This window comes from Mycobacterium sp. (assembly GCF_051006775.1).
GTDB lineage: Bacteria > Actinomycetota > Actinomycetes > Mycobacteriales > Mycobacteriaceae > Mycobacterium.
The window spans coordinates 24,674-43,558 of record NZ_JBPCSX010000103.1 but is presented as its reverse complement, the minus strand read 5'-3'; the positions used below and the strand labels follow the sequence as shown (position 1 = coordinate 43,558).

At 67.2% G+C, this 18,885-nt stretch carries 21 protein-coding genes; 9 read left to right on the top strand and 12 right to left on the bottom strand.

The genetic code is table 11. From position 1 onward, the window contains the following. From ACR2JI_RS07805 to ACR2JI_RS07795, 3 genes are read right to left on the bottom strand one after another with little or no spacing between them, the layout of a single operon-like run. Positions 1-732 (bottom strand): enoyl-CoA hydratase, encoded by a 732-nt coding sequence (locus tag ACR2JI_RS07805; protein WP_526389502.1) that lies wholly within the window; start codon positions 730-732, stop codon positions 1-3. 58 nt (positions 733-790) lie between these two features. Then, the gene (locus ACR2JI_RS07800; RefSeq protein ID WP_526389501.1) at positions 791-2,587 is read right to left on the bottom strand and encodes an ABC transporter ATP-binding protein; all 1,797 of its coding nucleotides are present in this window, start codon (positions 2,585-2,587) and stop codon (positions 791-793) included. Beyond that, the gene (locus tag ACR2JI_RS07795) at positions 2,584-4,515 is read right to left on the bottom strand and encodes an ABC transporter ATP-binding protein (RefSeq protein ID WP_526389500.1); all 1,932 of its coding nucleotides are present in this window, start codon (positions 4,513-4,515) and stop codon (positions 2,584-2,586) included. Before ACR2JI_RS07795 ends, ACR2JI_RS07800 begins: the two co-directional genes overlap by 4 nt. Positions 4,516-4,591: 76 nt before the next feature. Here ACR2JI_RS07795 and ACR2JI_RS07790 point away from each other — a divergent pair, with 76 nt between their 5' ends. After that, the gene (locus ACR2JI_RS07790; protein WP_526389499.1) at positions 4,592-5,284 is read left to right on the top strand and encodes a response regulator transcription factor; all 693 of its coding nucleotides are present in this window, start codon (positions 4,592-4,594) and stop codon (positions 5,282-5,284) included. Positions 5,285-5,327: 43 nt separating this feature from the next. Here ACR2JI_RS07790 and ACR2JI_RS07785 read toward each other — a convergent pair whose 3' ends face one another. The 5 genes from ACR2JI_RS07785 to pdxH all read right to left on the bottom strand — a co-directional run bounded on the left by ACR2JI_RS07785 (position 5,328) and on the right by pdxH (position 9,728). After that, positions 5,328-5,690, bottom strand: coding sequence for an FKBP-type peptidyl-prolyl cis-trans isomerase (locus tag ACR2JI_RS07785; protein WP_526389498.1), 363 nt, complete (start codon positions 5,688-5,690; stop codon positions 5,328-5,330). Positions 5,691-5,717: 27 nt separating this feature from the next. Continuing rightward, positions 5,718-7,010, bottom strand: a complete 1,293-nt coding sequence (locus tag ACR2JI_RS07780) for a citrate synthase (RefSeq protein ID WP_526389497.1) — start codon at positions 7,008-7,010, stop codon at positions 5,718-5,720. Between the two features lie 76 nt (positions 7,011-7,086). Then, on the bottom strand, positions 7,087-7,761 hold the full coding sequence (locus ACR2JI_RS07775) for a TetR/AcrR family transcriptional regulator (RefSeq protein WP_526389496.1): 675 nt from the start codon (positions 7,759-7,761) through the stop codon (positions 7,087-7,089). 18 nt (positions 7,762-7,779) lie between these two features. Beyond that, positions 7,780-9,084: an MFS transporter gene (locus ACR2JI_RS07770; RefSeq protein WP_526389517.1), complete on the bottom strand. Its 1,305-nt coding sequence runs from the start codon at positions 9,082-9,084 to the stop codon at positions 7,780-7,782. Further along, positions 9,081-9,728 (bottom strand): pyridoxamine 5'-phosphate oxidase, encoded by a 648-nt coding sequence (gene pdxH, locus ACR2JI_RS07765; RefSeq protein ID WP_526389516.1) that lies wholly within the window; start codon positions 9,726-9,728, stop codon positions 9,081-9,083. Before pdxH ends, ACR2JI_RS07770 begins: the two co-directional genes overlap by 4 nt. 145 nt (positions 9,729-9,873) lie before the next feature. On the opposite strand from pdxH, the gene serC reads away from it, so the two are divergent. Both serC and sepH read left to right on the top strand, forming a co-directional pair. After that, on the top strand, positions 9,874-10,998 hold the full coding sequence (gene serC / locus ACR2JI_RS07760; RefSeq protein ID WP_526389495.1) for a phosphoserine transaminase: 1,125 nt from the start codon (positions 9,874-9,876) through the stop codon (positions 10,996-10,998). A 103-nt stretch (positions 10,999-11,101) separates the two neighbouring features. Next, entirely contained in the window at positions 11,102-11,866 is a 765-nt protein-coding gene (sepH, locus tag ACR2JI_RS07755) for a septation protein SepH (RefSeq protein WP_526389494.1), read from the top strand. On the opposite strand, the gene ACR2JI_RS07750 is transcribed toward sepH, so the two are convergent. Together ACR2JI_RS07750 and ACR2JI_RS07745 are read right to left on the bottom strand one after the other, a co-directional pair. Further along, positions 11,867-12,151 (bottom strand): DUF2537 domain-containing protein, encoded by a 285-nt coding sequence (locus ACR2JI_RS07750; RefSeq protein WP_526389493.1) that lies wholly within the window; start codon positions 12,149-12,151, stop codon positions 11,867-11,869. It lies immediately after the preceding gene. Between the two features lie 9 nt (positions 12,152-12,160). Continuing rightward, on the bottom strand, positions 12,161-12,982 hold the full coding sequence (locus ACR2JI_RS07745) for a TrmH family RNA methyltransferase (protein WP_526389515.1): 822 nt from the start codon (positions 12,980-12,982) through the stop codon (positions 12,161-12,163). Between the two features lie 24 nt (positions 12,983-13,006). Here ACR2JI_RS07745 and ACR2JI_RS07740 point away from each other — a divergent pair, with 24 nt between their 5' ends. Further along, on the top strand, positions 13,007-13,315 hold the full coding sequence (locus ACR2JI_RS07740; RefSeq protein ID WP_526389492.1) for a DUF2530 domain-containing protein: 309 nt from the start codon (positions 13,007-13,009) through the stop codon (positions 13,313-13,315). Between the two features lie 10 nt (positions 13,316-13,325). Further along, positions 13,326-13,778 (top strand): SRPBCC family protein, encoded by a 453-nt coding sequence (locus ACR2JI_RS07735; RefSeq protein ID WP_526389491.1) that lies wholly within the window; start codon positions 13,326-13,328, stop codon positions 13,776-13,778. Here the strand turns inward: ACR2JI_RS07735 and ACR2JI_RS07730 are convergent, their stop codons facing one another. After that, positions 13,779-14,597 (bottom strand): DUF3027 domain-containing protein, encoded by an 819-nt coding sequence (locus ACR2JI_RS07730; RefSeq protein WP_526389490.1) that lies wholly within the window; start codon positions 14,595-14,597, stop codon positions 13,779-13,781. 91 nt (positions 14,598-14,688) lie between these two features. On the opposite strand from ACR2JI_RS07730, the gene ACR2JI_RS07725 reads away from it, so the two are divergent. Beyond that, positions 14,689-16,371, top strand: coding sequence for an MFS transporter (locus tag ACR2JI_RS07725; protein ID WP_526389489.1), 1,683 nt, complete (start codon positions 14,689-14,691; stop codon positions 16,369-16,371). Then, positions 16,368-16,883 carry a DUF2771 family protein gene (locus ACR2JI_RS07720; RefSeq protein ID WP_526389488.1) on the top strand — a complete coding sequence of 172 codons (516 nt, stop codon included), beginning with the start codon at positions 16,368-16,370 and terminating at the stop codon, positions 16,881-16,883. Before ACR2JI_RS07725 ends, ACR2JI_RS07720 begins: the two co-directional genes overlap by 4 nt. Here ACR2JI_RS07720 and ACR2JI_RS07715 read toward each other — a convergent pair. Beyond that, entirely contained in the window at positions 16,880-17,290 is a 411-nt protein-coding gene (locus tag ACR2JI_RS07715; protein WP_526389514.1) for a cold-shock protein, read from the bottom strand. The two genes, ACR2JI_RS07720 and ACR2JI_RS07715, sit on opposite strands and share 4 nt — an antisense overlap. A gap of 134 nt (positions 17,291-17,424) precedes the next feature. On the opposite strand from ACR2JI_RS07715, the gene ACR2JI_RS07710 reads away from it, so the two are divergent. Both ACR2JI_RS07710 and moaA read left to right on the top strand, forming a co-directional pair. Beyond that, on the top strand, positions 17,425-17,823 hold the full coding sequence (locus ACR2JI_RS07710) for a YccF domain-containing protein (RefSeq protein ID WP_526389487.1): 399 nt from the start codon (positions 17,425-17,427) through the stop codon (positions 17,821-17,823). Continuing rightward, positions 17,820-18,884, top strand: a complete 1,065-nt coding sequence (moaA, locus tag ACR2JI_RS07705) for a GTP 3',8-cyclase MoaA (protein ID WP_526389486.1) — start codon at positions 17,820-17,822, stop codon at positions 18,882-18,884. Before ACR2JI_RS07710 ends, moaA begins: the two co-directional genes overlap by 4 nt. Position 18,885 lies beyond the last annotated feature (1 nt).

Below are 18,885 nucleotides of genomic sequence, written 5' to 3'. Positions count from 1 at the left end.
TCAGGCCCCCCGGAATTTCGGTGAGCGTTTCTCCATTCGGGCGACCTGGGCCTCGATCACGTCCTGACTCGCCCACGCAGCATCGAACCAATCCCTGTGCAGCTCGCCCTGATCCTCATAGGCGCCGTCGTCGTTGAGCACCCTCTTGGAGTGCCGCACCGACAGCGGGGCCAGCCCGGCGATCTCGGCGGCCCAGGCCTGCGCGTCCGCCAGGGTGCCGATCCGATTGGCCATGCCGGTCATCAGGGCGGTCTGGGCGTCCAATTTCTCGGCGGCCAGCAGCATGGCGCGGGCCCTCCCGTAACCGGCCAGCGAAGACAGCCTCCGGATGCTCCAATTATCCAGCGCCAGGCCATATCTGGCGATGGGAAACTGGAAGTAGGCGTCCGGCGCCACCACCCGAAGATCGCAGACCATCGCCAGCTGAACCCCGGCGCCGATCGCCGGACCGTTGAGGGCCGCGATCACCGGAACCGGTGCGGCATCGATCGCCTTGTTGAGGGCGATGGCCTTCTCCGGAAAATTGGCGGCGAACACGTCACCGGAAAGGTCGGCACCGGCGCAGAAAACGGTGCCCTGCCCGGTCAGCACGATCGCGCGGACATCCTCAGCGGCGGCGGACTCCACAGCCTCACGGGTCGCATCGACGAGTTCGGTGTTGAGTGCGTTGCGCCGCTCCGGTCGCTGCAACTCGATGGTGATCACGTCGCCGACACGCTCGATACCGATCATGGGGACGAGCCTACTGACCGGCGCCCCGACGGTCGGCGGGTGTCGGTGGTCAGTACAGCTAGGCGAGCGAGTCGATCCAGGCCCGGTGCAGGGCCGCGTACCGGCCGCCGGCGCCGATGAGCGCATCCGGTACACCGTCCTCGATGATGCGGCCGTGTTCGAGAACGATGACGCGGTCGGCGATCTCGACCGTGGACAGCCGGTGGGCGATGATCAGCGCGGTCCGGCCGGCCAGGACGGTGCGCAACGCGCGCTGGACCAGCCGCTCGCTGGGGATGTCCAGCGAGGAGGTGGCCTCGTCGAGGATCAGCACCGCCGGATCGGCGAGAAACGCCCTTGCGAACGCGACCAGTTGGCGCTGGCCGGCACTGAGCCGGCCGCCCCGCTTGGCGACATCGGTGTCGAAACCGTCGGGCAGTGCGGCGATGAACTCGTCGGCGCCCACCGCGGCGGCGGCTGCGCGCACCTGCTCATCTGTCGCCAGGGGGCGGCCGAACCGGATGTTGTCGGCGACGGTCCCGGAGAACAGGAAGTTCTCCTGGGTCACCATCACGACATGCCGACGAAGATCATCCTGGGTGAAGCGGCGCAGATCGATTGAGTCCAGCGTGACCGAGCCCGACTGCGGATCATAGAATCGGGCGATCAGCTTGGCGATCGTGGTCTTACCCGCACCGGTGGTGCCGACCAAGGCCACCGTCTGACCCGCAGGCACTGAGAGCGACATCCCGGGCAGTACCGGTTTATCGGCCGCATACCCGAAATGCACGCCCCGCAGGGCGATATCGCCCGCCACATGGTCCGGCCGGACGGGGTCGACCGGATCAGCGACCGCGGGTTCAACGGCAAGCACCCCGGCGATCTTCTCCAGCGCCGACGACGCGGATTGGAAGGTGTTGAAGAACTGCGAGATCTCCTGCATCGGTTCGAAGAACATCCGCAGGTACAGCAGAAACGCCGCCAGCGTGCCGATGGTCATCTGGCCGTGTAGAACCAGGTAGCCGCCGTACAGCAGAACCACTGCGGTGGTGAGATTTCCGACCAGTTTCACCGCCGGCATGAAGATGGCCAGCAGTTGGAAGGAGCGCTCGTTGTCCGCCCGATAACCGTCGGCGACCTCACCGAAGATTTCCTGATTACGCGCCTGACGACGGTAGGCCTGCACCGCCTTGATCCCAGTCATGGTCTCGACGAACTGCACGATCACAAGTGCCGAACTCTCGCGGACACGGGCGTAGGTCCTGGCTGATTGGACGGAAAACCACCAGACCAGTGCGACCAGCACCGGGAAGGCGGCCAGACACATCAGACCCAGACGAAAATCGAGGAACACCAACAGGATCGCGGTGCCGAACAGGGTCAGAAAGGCGGTCACCAGACTGTCGAATCCGGTCTCCAGCATATCCTGAATGGCATCGACGTCACTGGTCGATCGGCTGACCACGCGCCCGGAGGTATACCGGTCGTGGAATGCGACGTCGAGTCGCATGAAGTGCCGGAAGACCCGGCGCCGAAGTTCCAGCAGCACCCCCTGCCCAATCCGGCCGGAGCGATTCAGGAAGTACAGTCGGCTGACCGCCTGGACCGCAGCAACCAGGCAGAGCATGGCGACCACGGCCATGAGTTCGGCCGCCGATCCACCCGCCAGCAATGGCGGGATGGCGTGGTCGATACCACGCTGAACCAACAGTGGAACCGACAGTCGGGCAACGTTTTCCATGATCACCACTACTGCGAGCAGTGCCACTGTGTGCCGATAGGGCTTAAGCAGAGACAGCAGCAGCGTGCGGGCCTGGGATCGGTTCGCCGCCAGTTCGTCAGGTTGATCTCCGAGCCGGCCCCGCCACTCGCTCATCGAGTGCCGCCTTCGGTCGACAGGTAGCCCTCCGGCCCGTCTGGGCGACGCATCACACCGGCCTCGTCGTAGCCGAGATCGAGCCGCCGGCGTGCGGCCTCTTCGACATCAAGGTCCTCCCACACCGGACGCGGTTCACATCCATCGTCGAGTTCGTCGTCGGCGGCCAGCAGGTAGCGGTAGCGCGGGACGGCCGCGAGCAGTCCCTCGTGGGTACCCACATGGGTGATGGTGGTCGCACCGTCCACCGAGTCGAGGAGGGCTACTTTATCGGCCAGCAATACCGTCGAAGCCCGATGTGCCACAACGACTCCGGTGACTTCGGTGAGTACTCGGCCCAGCGCCTCGGTGACGACGGCTTCGGTGTGGACGTCGAGGGCGGACAGTGTGTCATCAAGGACGAGAATTCGCGGTCTGGCCAGAATTGCGCGGGCCAGGGCCAGTCGCTGACGTTGACCGCCGGACAGACTCATCCCCTGCTCCCCGATGCGGGTGTGCAATCCGTATGGCAGCTCGTATACGAACTGTGCGGCCGCAATTTCGATCGCGGTGGTGATTTCGGATTCGGTCGCAGGGTCCTCGATCGGACGGCCCAGGTTGAGGTTCTCCAGAACCGACATCGAGAACAGCGTCGGATCTTCGAATGCGACCGCCACCGCGCGCCGCAAAGCGGTCAGGGACAGGTCACGGATATCGATGCCGTCTATGAGGATTCGGCCTTCGGTGACGTCGTAGAGCCGGGGCAACAACTCGGCGAGCACCGACTTCCCCGAACCGGTCGCGCCGACCAGTGCCAGCGTCTGGCCGGGTTCGACGGTCAGTGAGAGATTCCTGAGCACCCAGGTCTGGGAGTCCGGGAATCGGAATCCGACATCGCGCAGTTCAAGGCGCCCCAATTCCGGTGCGGCGTCGGATGGACCATCGTTGATCTCGGTGGGCGCGTCGAAGATCTCGGCGATCCGGTTGGCCGCGGTCATCGCCTCCTGGGTCATCGACAGCAGGAATCCCAACGAGGCGATCGGCCATACCAGCGAAAGCATCATCGTGATGAAAGCGACCAGCGTGCCCATCGTCACCAGCCCGTGTCCGGCGGCATACGCACCCAGACCCAGCACGACGATCAGCGTGAGGTTGGGAATGACCTCAAGCAGCGTCCAGAACCTCGCCGCGACCGCGACCTTGCCGACTTGGGTTTGGTAGAGCTGCTGCGCCTGGTCATCGAACCGGTCGAACACGTAGTCCTCCCGGCCGAACGACTTGATTGCCCGCAGTCCGAGCGCGGATTCCTCGACATGGGTGGCGACGTGGCCGGCCTGATCCTGAGCCTGCCGCGACAGCTGGGTGAAGGCTCGTTCGAACCGCAGCACGGTGGCGGTCACCGGGAGGATGGATACCAGCACCACCACCCCCAGCGGCCAGTACATCGCAAGCAGGATGCCGGACACCACGATGATCTGAAGGACGTTGAGCATCAGGAAGACCAGGCCGAAGGACAGCAGCCGGCGAATCACGCTGAGGTCGTTCATGATCCGCGACAGGAGCTGGCCGGACTGCCAGCGGCCGTGAAAGGACATCGGCAGGATCTGCAGGCGGGCGTAGAGATCCTTACGGATGTCGGTCTCCACACCCATGGTGGCGCGGCCGACAAGCCACCGGCGAATGAACCAGAGGCCGGCCTCGGCCAGTCCGACGGCCGTGGCGGCCGCGCCCAGGACCCAGAGGCCATGCTGATCCCGGTGCCGGACCGGTCCGTCGATCACCGCCTTGGTCATCAGCGGGATCGCCACGGTTGCGACCAGACTGACCAGCGCGACGGTGATCATCGCTATCCACCGGACCCGATAGGGCAACAGATACGGCAGCAGTCGCAGCAGATCCGACCCGGTTCGGATTCGGGCCGGGGGCGGGGCGATGGTCATACCGTTCATCTAGTGGCCACCGTAGTGGCCGCGGCCCGGCCACGCCTACTGCACTTGTCGCCCGCGATCCGGCAAGATGGAGTCCATGGACGGATCGCTGCGCGTACTGGTGGTCGATGACGACCCCGACGTGCTGTCCTCACTGGAACGTGGGCTGCGACTCTCCGGCTTCGAGGTGTCCACGGCTGTCGATGGCGCCGAAGCATTGCGCAGCGCCACCGAGACTCGCCCGGACGCGATCGTGCTGGATATCAACATGCCGGTGCTCGACGGCGTCAGCGTGGTGACCGCGCTGCGGGCGATGGACAACGATGTGCCGGTGTGCGTGCTCTCGGCACGCAGTTCGGTCGATGACCGGGTGGCCGGTCTGGAGGCCGGCGCCGACGATTATCTGGTCAAGCCGTTCGTCCTTGCCGAGTTGGTGGCCCGGGTCAAGGCCATGCTGCGCCGGCGTGGCTCGAGCGTGTCATCCTCCTCGGAGACCATCCAGGTCGGCGCTCTGGAAGTGGACATCCCGGGCCGTCGGGCACGCGTCAACGGCGCAGACGTCGACCTGACCAAGCGGGAGTTCGATCTGCTGGCAGTGCTCGCCGAGCATAAGACCGCCGTGCTGAGCCGGGCCCAACTGCTGGAACTGGTCTGGGGTTACGACTTCGCCGCCGACACCAACGTCGTGGATGTCTTCATCGGATATCTGCGCCGCAAACTGGAGGCCGGCGGCGCCCCCCGACTGCTGCACACCGTTCGCGGTGTGGGCTTCGTCCTGCGCACCCAGTAGCCGTCCGACGACACCGAGTCTTTTCGCCGATGAGAACGTCGGGTTACTTCACATCCAGCAGGTCGATGATGAAGATCAGCGTCTGCCCGGACAGCCGGTGGCCACCGCCTGCGGGGCCGTAGGCCAGCGCCGGCGGAATGGTCAGCTGCCGGCGCCCGCCGACCCGCATACCGGGAATGCCGTCCTGCCAACCCTGAATGAGTCCGCGCAGGGGGAAGGCAATCGACTCACCGCGGTTCCAGGAGCTGTCGAACTCCTCACCGGAGTCGTACTCCACGCCGACGTAGTGCACATCGACCACGTCGCCCGGCTCAGCCTCGGCGCCGTCGCCGACAACGAGGTCCTTGATCACCAGTTCGGTCGGAGCCGGACCGGAGGGGAATTCGATTTCAGGTTTGGTCGTCACGGGATCACCGTACCGAGGCCCGCGGACTCAGCGACCGCCGAGGGCCTTGTAATCGCGCTCGCCGTCGCCGGTGTAGATCTGGCGCGGGCGGCCGATCTTGTTGGGCTCCTCATGCATCTCGCGCCAGTGCGCGATCCAGCCCGGGAGTCGGCCGAGTGCGAACATCACGGTGAACATCCGGGTGGGGAAGCCGATCGCCCGATAGATCAGACCCGTGTAGAAGTCGACGTTCGGATACAGCTTGCGCTCGATGAAGAAGTCATCGGTCAGGGCCGCTTCCTCGAGTGCCTTGGCGATGTTGAGGAGATCGTCGTCACCACCGAGCTTGCTGAGGATCTTGTCGGCCTGCTCCTTGACGATGCGCGCCCGCGGGTCGTAGTTCTTGTAGACCCGGTGTCCGAAGCCCATCAGCTTGACGCCGTCCTCGCGGTTCTTGACCTTGCGGACGAATTCCGTGACGTTGCCGCCGTCGGCCCGGATGCCCTCCAGCATCTCCAGCACCGACTGGTTGGCCCCGCCGTGCAACGGACCCCACAGCGCGTTGATACCGCCGGAGATCGAGGTGAACAGGTTCGCCTGAGAGGACCCGACCAGCCGAACGGTGGACGTCGAGCAGTTCTGCTCGTGGTCGGCGTGCAGGATCAGCAGCATGTCCAGCGCCCGGACGATCTCCGGGTCGGGCTGGTAGGGCTCGGCGGGCAACCCGAAGGTCATCCGCAGGAAGTTCTCCACCAGCGACATCGAGTTGTCGGGGTAGAGGAAGGGCTGTCCGACCGACTTCTTGTAGGCGTAGGCGGCGATGGTGGGAAGCTTGGCCAGCAGTCGGATCGTGGAGAGTTCGACCTGCGCATGGTCCAGCGGATCGAGCGAGTCCTGGTAGTAGGCACTGAGCGCGTTGACCGCGCTGGAGACCACCGGCATCGGGTGGGCATTGCGCGGGAAGCCGTCGAAGAACCGCTTGAGGTCCTCATGCAGCAGGGTATGGCGCTGAATCCTGGTGGTGAACTCCGCGAGCTGCTCGGCGGTCGGCAGCTCGCCGTAGATAAGCAGGTAGCTGACCTCGATGAAGGTCGACTTCTCGGCCAGCTGCTCGATCGGGTAGCCCCGGTAGCGCAGGATGCCGGCATCGCCGTCGATGTAGGTGATCGCACTCTTGGTCGAGGCGGTGTTTACAAACCCCTGGTCATAGGTGGTGTAGCCGGTCTTCGCCAGCAGCGGGCCCAGCGAGATCCCGTCGGAGCCCTCGGTGGCGTGGACGATGTCCAGATCGATCTGACCGCCGGGATAGCTGAGGGTGGCGGTGTCGTCGGTGTCGGCCACATCAAACCCTTCTCGTGTTCGACGGCGGCAGCCGTCTTGAGGTCACGCTACTGCGCGTTCTAGGTGAAGGTAGTCGCTATGTCCCGGGTTCGCCCGCGGGGGGCTGATCCTGGGGCCGCCACGGCCGCCACAGCCGGGTGAAAATCTCGTAGGTCGTCTCGATACGGTCGCTGATGGTGCGGGGATCGCTCGCGTCGGTGCCCGGTGTGCCGCAGGCGACAGCCATCAGCACCGCCCAGGTGTCGAACGCGATCCGGACCCCCGGATGAGTGACCGGCACCCCCATCCGGCACGCGATGGCTGCAACCACGGCGTGGGTGGATCCATCGGGGCGGAACGTGAACGACGCCAGGCCCAGCATGGGTGTGCTGTTGACGATGCTGAGAAAGCCGCTGATGCTGTCGAACGACATCGCACCCGGCTCGCCACGCTCGGTCGCACGGAATATCTCGACATGGGCTCTCACCAGTGCCTCATGCTCGGTGATGTCGAGTGGCTGGCGGGCCAGGGCTTCGGCGACGCGATCGGACGCCTCCTCCATCAGAGCGCCGACCACCGCCTCCTTATTGGGGAAGTAGCGGCTGAAGGTGCGCGGAGAAACCTCGGCGGCAGCGGCTATCTGGTCGACGGTGGTTTTCCCGTAGCCCTGCTGCGCACACAGCCGAGCGGCGACATCGACCAATGTCGCTCGGGTGCGTTGCTTCTTGCGCTCACGCAGGCTCGGGGGTGATTCCCCCGTGCGGATAGGCACCCCTGAATCGTAGAGGCGTCAGCCCGACCCTGCCACCGGCGGCCGGTACCGGAGGAACACCGGTGCGGCCAGCGCGGCCAGCAGCACGCCGATGACCACCAGAACTCCCCCTCCCGCGGCGGCGATCGTGGTGCCCACCGCCGCGGCTGCGGCCCCGTGCACGGCGTCGGCCAGCCTCGGGCCCCCGGCGACCACGACGATGAACACGCCCTGCAGCCGGCCGCGTAGTTCGTCGGAGGCGGCCTCCTGAAGGATCGTCGAACGGAACGCGGCCGACACCATGTCCGCCGCCCCGCCGACGGCGAGGAAGGCCATCGCCGCCCAGAGCATCAGTCCGGCGTGGCCGCCGGCCGCACCGCCGGCCAGACCGAACCCGATGATCGCGATACCCCACACCGCGATTGCGCCCACCACCGCCAGACCCTGCCGACGCACCCGGGGCAGCCAGCCGGAGAACACGCCGCCTGCGACCGCACCTGCCGAGATAGCCGCCGCGAGCAGCGCCATGGTCATTCCGCCGTCGACCGGGCCGCCGAAACTCTCATGGGCCATCTGCGGGAACAGCGCCCGCGGCATTCCGAAGATCATCGCGATGAGGTCGACCACGAATGACATCAGCACCACCTGGTTACCGGCCAGATAACGGAAGCCTTCCAGTACTGCACCGAACCCCCATCGTGAAAATTCCTGCGGTACAAACGATTTCAGTGGCGGCATCGGACTCAGCCGGATGGTCGCCCAGATCGGCACCAGGCAGGTGACCGCGTCGATCAGGTACAGGGTGGACAGATCGATCCAGTTCAGCAGGATGCCGGCCAGCAGCGGTCCGACGATGGCGCCGAACTGCTGGACCGTCATGTTGAGAGAGTTGGCCGCCGGCAATTGTTCGATCGGCAGCATCCGCGGGATCGCCGCGCCGCGGGTAGGCCAGTTGATCGCGTAGAAGGTCTGCTGCACCGCGAGTAGCACCAGCACCAGCCAGACGTGGTTGGCACCGAGGTTCAGCGGCAACACCGCCTGCAGCCACAGCAGTACCGAGCCCAGCGCCAGGCCGCAGGAGGAGATGATCAGCAGGAGTCGCCGGTCCATGGCGTCCGCCCAGGCACCGCCCAGCAAGCCGAACACCACCAGGGGTACCAGGGAGAACAACCCGGCCAGTCCGACATAGGCCGAATTGCGGGTCAACACGTACACCTGCACCGGTACGGCGAAGATCGTGAGGTTGGCCCCGATCACGGTGACGATGCCGGCCGTCCACAGCCGACGGAAATCCGGCGTCCGCAGCGGGGTGGTGTCGGCGAAGAGCCGTCGCGAGAGCCTCAGGGTTGCAGTCGCTCGATGCGGTCTGCCGAGCCTTGACCTAGGCCCGGCAGCACCCGAATCCGGTTGTGAATCCGGTTCTCCCGGCCCTGCCAGAACTCGATCACTTCCGGCGCCATCCGGTAGCCGCCCCAATGCGGCGGTACCGGCACCTGCTCATCGCCGGCGAAGCGCTCGGTCACCTCGGCCAGCCGGTCCAGCAGTTCGGCCCGGGACCCGATCGGCCGGGACTGCTCAGACGCCCAGGCGCCCAACTGCGATCCACGCGGACGCCGCGCCCAATACTGCGCGGTCTCCTCAGGGTTCACCTTGGTCACCGCACCGCGGACATGGACCTGCCGCCCCAGCGCGTACCAGGGGAAGGTGATCGACGCATAGGGCGCGACCGCGAGATCTGCGCCCTTGGCCGAGTCGTAGTTGGTGTAGAACGTGACCCCGCCGGCATCGACGCTCTTGCAGAGCACCGAGCGGGTGACCGGCCGGCCGTCCTGCACGGTGGCCAGCACCATGGCGTTGGGCTCGGCAACGCCGGCCTCCTCGGCCTCATGGATCCACTTGTGCAGCAACGCGAGCCAGCCCTCCGACAGCCAGTCGACGTCGAGGTCGGTGCTGCCGTCCTTCTCCACCGAGCCGTGCTCAACCCGCATCGCCGCCAACCGATCTCCGGGGAGGTGAGCGGATGGCGTTATCTCTGGATCGACCACGGCCTCACGGTACGCCGGTGGCCGATGGCGGCTGTCCCCAACCGGCTCGATTTAGACGTCCGGCACCCCGGAATCTAGGCTGCTAACCATGGCCGATCTCGCGAAGCTCACCATCCCCGCCGATCTCAAGCCCGCCGATGGGCGCTTCGGTTGCGGTCCATCCAAGGTGCGGCCCGAACAGCTGACGGCGTTGAGCACCACCCACGCCGGGCTGTTCGGCACCTCACACCGCCAGGCCCCGGTGAAGAACCTCGTCGGCCGCGTGCGCGACGGACTGCGACAGCTGTTTTCGGTTCCCGACGGCTACGAGGTCATCCTGGGCAACGGTGGCGCCACCGCGTTCTGGGACGCCGCCGCGTTCGGTCTGATCGACTCCAAGTCACTGCACCTGACCTTCGGAGAGTTCAGTGCGAAATTCGCCTCGGCGGTGGCCGCCAACCCGTTCGTCGGCGAGCCGATCGTGATCAAGGCCGAGGCCGGCAGCGCTCCCGTCCCGACATCGGATCCGTCGGTGGATGCCATCGCCTGGGCGCATAACGAAACCTCCACCGGTGTGGCTCTGCCGGTCCAGCGCCCGGCCGGCTCCGGCGATGCGCTGGTTCTCATCGACGCGACATCGGCCGCGGGCGGCCTGCCGGTCGATATCACCGATGTCGATACCTACTACTTCGCCCCACAGAAGAACTTCGCCGCCGACGGCGGACTGTGGCTGGCGGTGATGTCACCGGCAGCGCTGGCCCGGGTGGAGAAGATCGGCGCATCCGGACGCTGGGTGCCCGAATTCCTGTCACTGCCGATCGCGGTGGACAACAGCCTCAAGAACCAGACCTACAACACCCCGGCGATCGCGACCCTGGTGCTGATGGCCGAGCAACTGGACTGGATGCTGGGCAACGGCGGCCTGGACTGGGCAGTCAAACGCACCGCCGACTCGTCCTCGCGGCTTTACGGATGGGCGGAGGCGTCATCGTTCGCGACCCCGTTCGTGGCCGACCCGGCGCTGCGTTCCCAGGTGGTGGGAACCATCGACTTCAACGAAGGCATCGATGCCGCGGCGATCGCCACGGTGCTGCGGGCCAACGGCATCGTCGACACCGAGCCGTACCGGAAGCTCGGCCGCAACCAGTTGCGGGTGGCGATGTTCCCGGCCGTGGATCCCGACGACGTCAGCGCGCTGACGCAGTGTGTGGACTGGGTCCTCGAGCACCTCTGAGACAACCTCTGAGCACACCACTAAACCTCACCTGTCACACACGCGTGTCGGGTTCGTTATGTCAACGGACCCGCGGTTACAGTCCGGGCAAAAGGAGGCTGGCATGCGTGAACTGACACTCATCGGACTCGATGTGGACGGCAATCACATCATCTGCGAAGGTGGCGATCCAGCCGACAAGTTCCTGGTCCGGGTCGACGACCGGTTGCGTGCCGCGGTGCGTGGCGATCGGGCGGGCCTGGTCGGGTCCAAGAAGGACAGCGAGGTCAAAGGCATGCTGCGTCCCAAGGACATCCAGGCCCGAATCCGAGCCGGGGCATCGGTGGAGGAACTCGCGGAGTCCTCCGGGGTCGATGTCGCCAAGATCGAGCGATTCGCCAACCCGGTGCTGCTGGAGCGGGCGCGAGCCGCCGAGCTGGCCACCGCCGCCCACCCGGTGCTGGCCGACGGGCCCGCGGTGGAGACCCTGCTGGAGACCATCAGCTTTTCACTTGCCGAGCGTGGCCTGAGCTCGGAGTCCACCGACTGGGATGCCTGGCGCACCGATGACGGCCGGTGGACGGTCCGGATGAGCTGGCAGGCCGGAATGAGCGAGAACTTCGCCCACTTCCGGTTCACCCCGGGCGCCCATGGCGGCACCGTCACCGCCATCGACGAGGCGGCCAGCGAGCTGATCGACCCCGAGTTCGAGCGTCCGCTCCGGCCGGTCGCGGCGGTGGCCCAACTGGAATTCACCGAGACCACGGTGGTGGCCACGGTCGTCGACGAGGCTCCCCGGCCCACACCGGCGAAGCGCGCCAAGCGCAGGGCTGAAGTCCCCGCATGGGAAGACGTGCTGCTCGGGGTGCGCTCCAGCGGCGATCGCTGATCAGCGCAGATTCAGCGCCAGTAGCGTCACCCAGGCAACGGCCACACCCACGGCCGCGCCCAGTACGAACCAGCGCCGCACCGGGATGCGCCGCCATCCCCACAGGGTCGGCGCCAAGCCTCCCACCGCAACCAGGTTCAGACCGATGGACACCACCGGATGCACCCGGGTCATACCCATACTGAGCACCACGATCGCGGCACCGGTGACCGCCGCGGTGAACGCCGCGACCGTCAGCCCCGTTCCCCACGGCGTGGGCGCTCGCAGGGCTGATTCGTCGGACACCCGGTCAGGCTAACCCGGCGGCATGTCACAGGTTCGCACCCGCTCGTAGAACGCCAGCGCGGCCGCGGTGGCCACATTGAGCGAGTCGGTCCCCCTGGACATCGGGATCCGGACCCGGACATCGGCGGCCCGCATCGCGGTCTCGGTCAACCCCGGCCCCTCCGCTCCGACCAGCACCGCGACCGGATCATCACGAAGGCCGTCCATCACCTCCGCCAGCGTGTTCGCCCGGGGATCGGGAGTCATGGCGAGCAGGCGAAAACCCTTGTCGCGCAAATCCTTCAGTTCGACCGGCCAGTGCGGTGCCCGACCGAACGGCACCAGCAGTGCATGGCCCATCGACACCCGCACAGCCCGGCGATAGAGCGGGTCGGCGCACCCCGCACCGAAGATGATCCCGTCCACACCCAGCCCCGCCGCGTTGCGAAAGATCGAACCGAGGTTCTCGTGGTCGTTGACGCCCTCGAGCACAGCGACGGTGCGGGCGCCGGCCAGCACCTCCACCGGCGTCAGCTCCGCGGGGCGCCGCGCCGCGCCGAGCACACCCCGATTGAGATGAAAGCCGACGACGTCTGCCATCACCTCCGCGGAGGCCCGGTAGAACGGGGCGGGTGAGGTGGCCAGATCCGGGGCGAGTTCGATCAGCCTGCGCTCGGTGCCGAGGAAGGCATGGGGGGTGAACCGCGAGGCGAGCATGCGCTGCACCACCAGAACGCCCTCGGCGATCACCAACCCCTTGCCGGTGGGAAGGTCGGGACGCCGGTCGACACTGTTGAGATCGCGGAAGTCGTCGACCCGGGGGTCGGTGGGGTCGGTGATGTCGATGACCATGCCCACGGCGTTAAGGTAACGGCAATGCCGCCCGAACGCTTGGCCCCTCCCCCGGCCCCTCCCGCGCTTCCCACCGCGCTGCTCGACCCGCGCCCGGTGGTCGGCGGCGGCGTGGTGCTGTGGGCGCTGGCCGCCATCGCCGCCTTCACGGTCTCCGGACTGGACAGCTGGCGTCCGATCACCCTCGGGGGTCTGGGCGTCGGGCTCTTCGGCGCCGGCCTTTTCCTCTGGCAGCGTTCGGCCGCCCGCCGGGGCGCGCGTGGCGCACAGACCGGCCTCGAACCACACCGGGATTCATCGTCAAGTTCGTCGTCAAGTTCATCGTCAACCTAAGGACAACGCCATGGCAGCACCGCTCTTGCAGGCCGAGATCGAGATCAACGCACCGGTCGGCAAGGTGTGGAGCCTTGTCTCGGACCTGAGCCGGATGCCCCAGTGGAGTCCGCAGTGCCGGGTTATGAAGGCTCTCGGACCTTTACGCCCCGGCACACGCACGGTCAATCTGAACCGCCGCGGAATGTTGTTCTGGCCCACCACATCCGTGATCACCGAGGTGATCCCGGAACGTAAGTTCGCCTTCCGGATCCCGCTCAACACCACCGTGTGGAGCTACGAGCTGGTGCCCACCGCCACCGGCACCCGCCTGATCGAGACCCGGCACGCCGAGAATTGCGTCACCGCGGTTTCCGCGGCGACGACCAAGGTCGCCCTCGGCGGTACGGACACCTTCGAACGGGAATTGCTCGAAGGAATGAATCAGGGCCTGGCCCGGATCAAGGCCGCCGCCGAGAGCTGATCAGCCTTCGGCCTCGGGGGTCTCCGCAACGACGACCACCGGAATCTCGACCACCTCGAGTACTCCGTCGTCATAGGGTTCGAAGGCCGGTGACCCGATTCCCGGCGCCGTCGGGGTGTCCGAGTGCGCACCGCAGCCGTAGAAGAAGTCCACCACCTGCCCGTCGGCGGACAGGGCGTTGCAGCACACTCCGAACATCGCGCCCAATCCCCCGGCCAGCGGCACCATGAAGCCACAGTCCCGGCACACCCGTTTGGTGGCTCGCGCCATCGGAGCAGCGGGGCCGTGCTCGCTGTCATGCCACCGCTGGGCGGCGTCGTCGCGGCCCTCCGCGCTGAGCACGCGCCGGCGGCCGAGGCCGACCTGCACGGCGGTGTCGTCGATCAGCGGATCGCCGGTGGCCATGAAACCGGGTGCCAGTCGCGGGTCATCGGCCGGCGGCGCCAGCAGATCACCGGGACCGAGATCGCCGGGCTTGACCCGCTCCTCCCACGGCAACCAGGCCGGGGCCAGCAGAGCCGTCGGCCCGGGAATAAGAACAACCTCGCTGACGGTGGCGTGATCGGCGCCCGGATAGGCAGCCACCACCACGGCCCACTCCCAGCCCTGATAGCCCGGCAGGGTGGCGAGGAAACGATGGGTGGCCGACGCCTCGTCCTCGAAGCCGACCCCGAGATAGTCGCCGACGGTGTCGCCGCTGTACTCGACGACGGCCTGGCGGGCCTGCTCGGCCGCCCCGCTCAACACGGCGGCAACCTCCGCAGTGGGCTCCGCGGGCTCCGGCCGCGGCTGCTCCACGGTGTCCATCACGCTGTTCATCGCCGTCAATCTTGCCTCACCGCCCCGCCAGGCGGCCACACCGCCGTCGGGTCGGAGCCGGGCAGCCGTGAGATTGGGGGAGAATCGGGGCATGAACGGAGGCCGCCGCATGCCCCCGCCGGTGCCCGGGTCCGGTCGCCGGCATCCGGCCGACCATCCGGGGATGGCCAACTATCCGGACGACGAATCTGCTCAGCGCAGGGTGCGGTTCGGTCCGCGCGGCGACTCCCCCACCGACTTCGGGCCGAGCGCCAACAGATACCTGCCGCCACTGGACGGCGAGCGGCACCGATATCCCGGCGAGTTCGATGATCTCGCCGATGATCGCAGCGACACCGATCGGGTGACGCGGACGCGGGCCGCGGCGATGCGCAGCCGGGAGATGGGCTCCCGGATGTACTCGATGGTGCAACGTGCGGCCGCCGCCGACGGCGCCGACAAGTCGGGCCTGACCGCACTCACCTGGCCGGTGGTGGCCAACTTCGCCGTCGACTCCGCCATGGCGGTCGCACTGGCCAACACGCTGTTCTTCGCCGCGGCCACCGGCGAGAGCAAGGGCAAGGTGGCCCTCTACCTGCTGATCACCATTGCCCCCTTCGCGGTGATCGCCCCGCTCATCGGACCGGCGCTGGACCGGGTGCAGCACGGGCGCCGGGCTGCGCTGGCCATGTCGTTTCTGCTGCGCACGGTGCTGGCGGTCGTGCTGATCTCCAATTACGACAACGCCACCGGCAGTTACCCGTCCTGGGTGCTCTACCCGTGCGCGCTGGGGATGATGGTGCTGTCCAAATCGTTCTCGGTGCTTCGTAGCGCGGTGACGCCGCGAGTCATGCCGCCGTCGATCGATCTGGTGCGGGTCAACTCACGGCTGACGATGTTCGGCCTGATCGGCGGGACGATCATCGGCGGCGGGATCGCCGCCGCAGTGGAGTATGTGTTCGGCACGCTGCTGGGTCTGCCCGGTGCGCTGTTCGTCGTCGTGTTCGTCTCGCTGGCCGGTGCATCGCTGACCATGCGGATACCGCGCCTGGTCGAGGTCACCGAGGGCGAGGTGCCCGCCACTTTCACCTACCACGGAACCAGCTCGTTCGACTGGCTCGACGACGATGCGGTCGAGTCCTCGCGCGCCAAGGAGGCGCCGCGGCAACCGTTGGGCCGCAACACGATAGCCGCACTGTGGGGCAACTGCACCATCAAGGCGATGGTCGGTTTCCTGTTCCTGTACCCAGCATTCGTCGCCAAAGCGCACGACGCCAGCGGCTGGGTGCAGCTGGCCATGCTCGGGACGATCGGCGCGGCGGCGGCTATCGGCAACTTCGCCGGTAACTTCACCGCCGCGCGGATGCAGCTGGGCAATCCGGCGCTCCTGGTGATGTGGGCCACCGTCGCGGTCACCACGTTGGCGCTGACGGCCGCGGTGACCGGCAACCTCATCGTGGCGGTGATCGCAACCCTGGTGACTTCGGCGTCGAGTGCGATCGCCAAAGCATCACTGGACGCCTCGCTACAGGATGACCTACCCGAGGAGTCGCGGGCGTCGGCGTTCGGTCGCTCGGAGTCGGTGCTGCAGCTGGCCTGGGTGCTGGGCGGCGCGATCGGCGTGCTGGTCTACACCGAGCTGTGGGTCGGTTTCACCGCGATCAGCTCGCTCCTCATTCCGGGGCTGGCGCAGACCGTACTGAGCTACCGCGGGCACTCGCTGGTCCCCGGATTCGGCGGTAACCGCCCGGTTCTGGCCGAACCGGAGCGTCGCTCGGCGGCGGTGCACAGGTGAAACGGCCCGCAGGCCGTTCCTGGGTGTGGCTGCTGGTGGCCCTGGTGGTGCTGGCCTCAGCGGGCGCCGGGGTGGCGGCATACCGGTGGTCCCGCGACTCGGTGTCCCGACTGCCGGAGATCAGCGCCTACTCCCGCGGCCAGACCACGCGGGTGGGTCCGTATTTCTTCTGCAACGTGGTCAATCTCGACGACTGCGCGCGTGGCGGCACACAGGGCGCACTGCGGGTCGATGACCGCGAGCCGGTACAACTGTCGGTTCCGGAGTCGATCGCCCGCGCGCCCTGGCGGCTGTTGAAGGTCTACGAGGACGAGCGCGACGCCACCGCAACGGTGTTTCGGCCCGGCGCCCGGCTCGCGGCGACCATCCCCACCATGGATGCCCGACGCGGCCGCCTGGTCGGTGTCGTGGTGCAGTTGATGACCTTGGTTCGCGACCAGAACGGCGCGGAATTCCAACTGCCGCATGCGGAATGGTCGGTGCGGCTGAACCGGGATGCGGCGACTGCCTAAGCGTCGAGTTCGGCGGCGACGGCCCGGACCACCTCGGAGACCCGGCGAGCAACCTTCTTGTCCGGGTAGCGCCCCCGGCGCAGTTCCGGCTGCACCGCACCCTCCAGCAGAGTGATCATGTCCTCCACCATGCCGTGCAGTTCGTCGGGTGAGTGCTTGTGCTCGGCGGCGGTCGCTTCACGACGCGTCCGGGTCAGGCTCGGTGGCGGATCGATCAGCGTGACACTCAACGCCTGCGGACCGCGCCGGCCGGATGCAAGACCGAACTCCACCTTCTGACCGGCCTTGAGACCTTCGACGCCGTCAGGCAGGGCCGAGGCGCGCACATAGACGTCCTCACCGTCCTCCTGGGACAGGAACCCGAAGCCCTTCTCGGCGTCGTACCACTTCACCTTGCCGGTTGGCACTGGTCTCACCCGCTTGTCGCTCGTCGTTCGCAGTCAGATTGTCGTCCTTGGGGACGACGGCGATCCTACTCAAAGCCGGGCCCCGCCAGCACCGGACTTTGGTTCGATAGGGTGACCTAACCGCTGGAGGTGGTATGCGACTGGTTCTGAACATCATCTGGTTGCTCTTCGGCGGCCTCTGGCTGGCGCTGGGCTATCTGCTGGCTGCGCTGGTCTGCTTCGTCCTCATCGTTACCATCCCGTTCGGCTTCGCCTCGTTGCGTATCGCTCGGTACGCGCTGTGGCCCTTCGGCCAGACGGTGATCGACAAACCCGGCCCCCGCCCCGGCGCGCTGATCGGCAACGTGCTGTGGCTACTGCTGTGCGGCATCTGGTTGGCCATCGGTCATATCGTGACCGCTGTCGCGATGGCCGTCACCATCGTCGGCATCCCCCTGGCACTGGCCAACCTCAAGCTCATCCCGGTTTCGCTGATGCCACTGGGCAAGGAGATCGTCCCCGTCGACGGCGCCCGCGAGCCGGCCGACCGATGACGCCGACCACCCTGGGCCTGCCGACGGTCCGCCGGGATCTCGCGGCGACATCGGCCGGCATGCCGACCGAGGGCCCACTGGTGGACACCTTCGGCAGGGTGGCCACCGATCTGCGGGTCTCGCTGACCGACCGGTGCAACCTGCGTTGCTCCTACTGCATGCCGGCCGAGGGACTCGACTGGCTGCCCGGCGAGGAACTGCTGAGGCTCGAGGAACTGACCCGGTTGCTGCGACTTGCGGTGACGCGGCTGGGTATCACCAACATCCGTTTCACCGGCGGCGAGCCACTGCTCTACCGCGATCTCGAGGCCGTCGTCGGCGCTGCCGCAGAACTGGTCCCCAGGCCGCAGATCGCGCTGACCACCAACGGGGTCGGTCTGGCCAGGCGGGCCGCCGGCCTGGCCGCCGCCGGCCTGGACCGGGTCAACGTCTCGCTGGACACCCTCGATCGCGAGCACTTCGCCGCGATCACCCGACGCGACCGGCTCGAGGAGGTGCTCGACGGTCTTGCCGCCGCAGCCGCCGCCGGCCTGGGCCCGGTCAAGGTCAATGCCGTGCTGGACCCGGTAACCGGTCCCGGAGATGCCGTGGAGTTGCTGCGGTTCTGCATTGGCCACGGCTACCAGTTACGCATCATCGAGCAGATGCCACTGGACGGCGGTCATCAATGGCGCCGCGAGACCGCCGTGCCGGCGGCCGACATCCTGGGGGCCCTGGCCGGGGAATTCGATCTGCACGCTGACTCCGCACCCCGTGGTTCCGCGCCCGCGCAACTGTGGGTGGTCGACGGGGGACCGGCGACGGTCGGCATCATCGCCTCGGTATCCGACGCGTTCTGCTCGGCGTGCGACCGAACCCGGCTCACCGCCGACGGTCAGATTCGCAACTGCCTGTTCGCGACGGAGGAAAGTGACCTTCGCGGGCTACTGCGCTCCGGGGCCGATGATGCCGCCATCGAGTCGGCGTGGCGTTCGGCGATGTGGCGCAAGGCCGCGGGGCACGGCATCAATGACCCCGGTTTCGTGCAGCCGCAGCGGCCGATGAGCGCGATCGGGGGCTGAT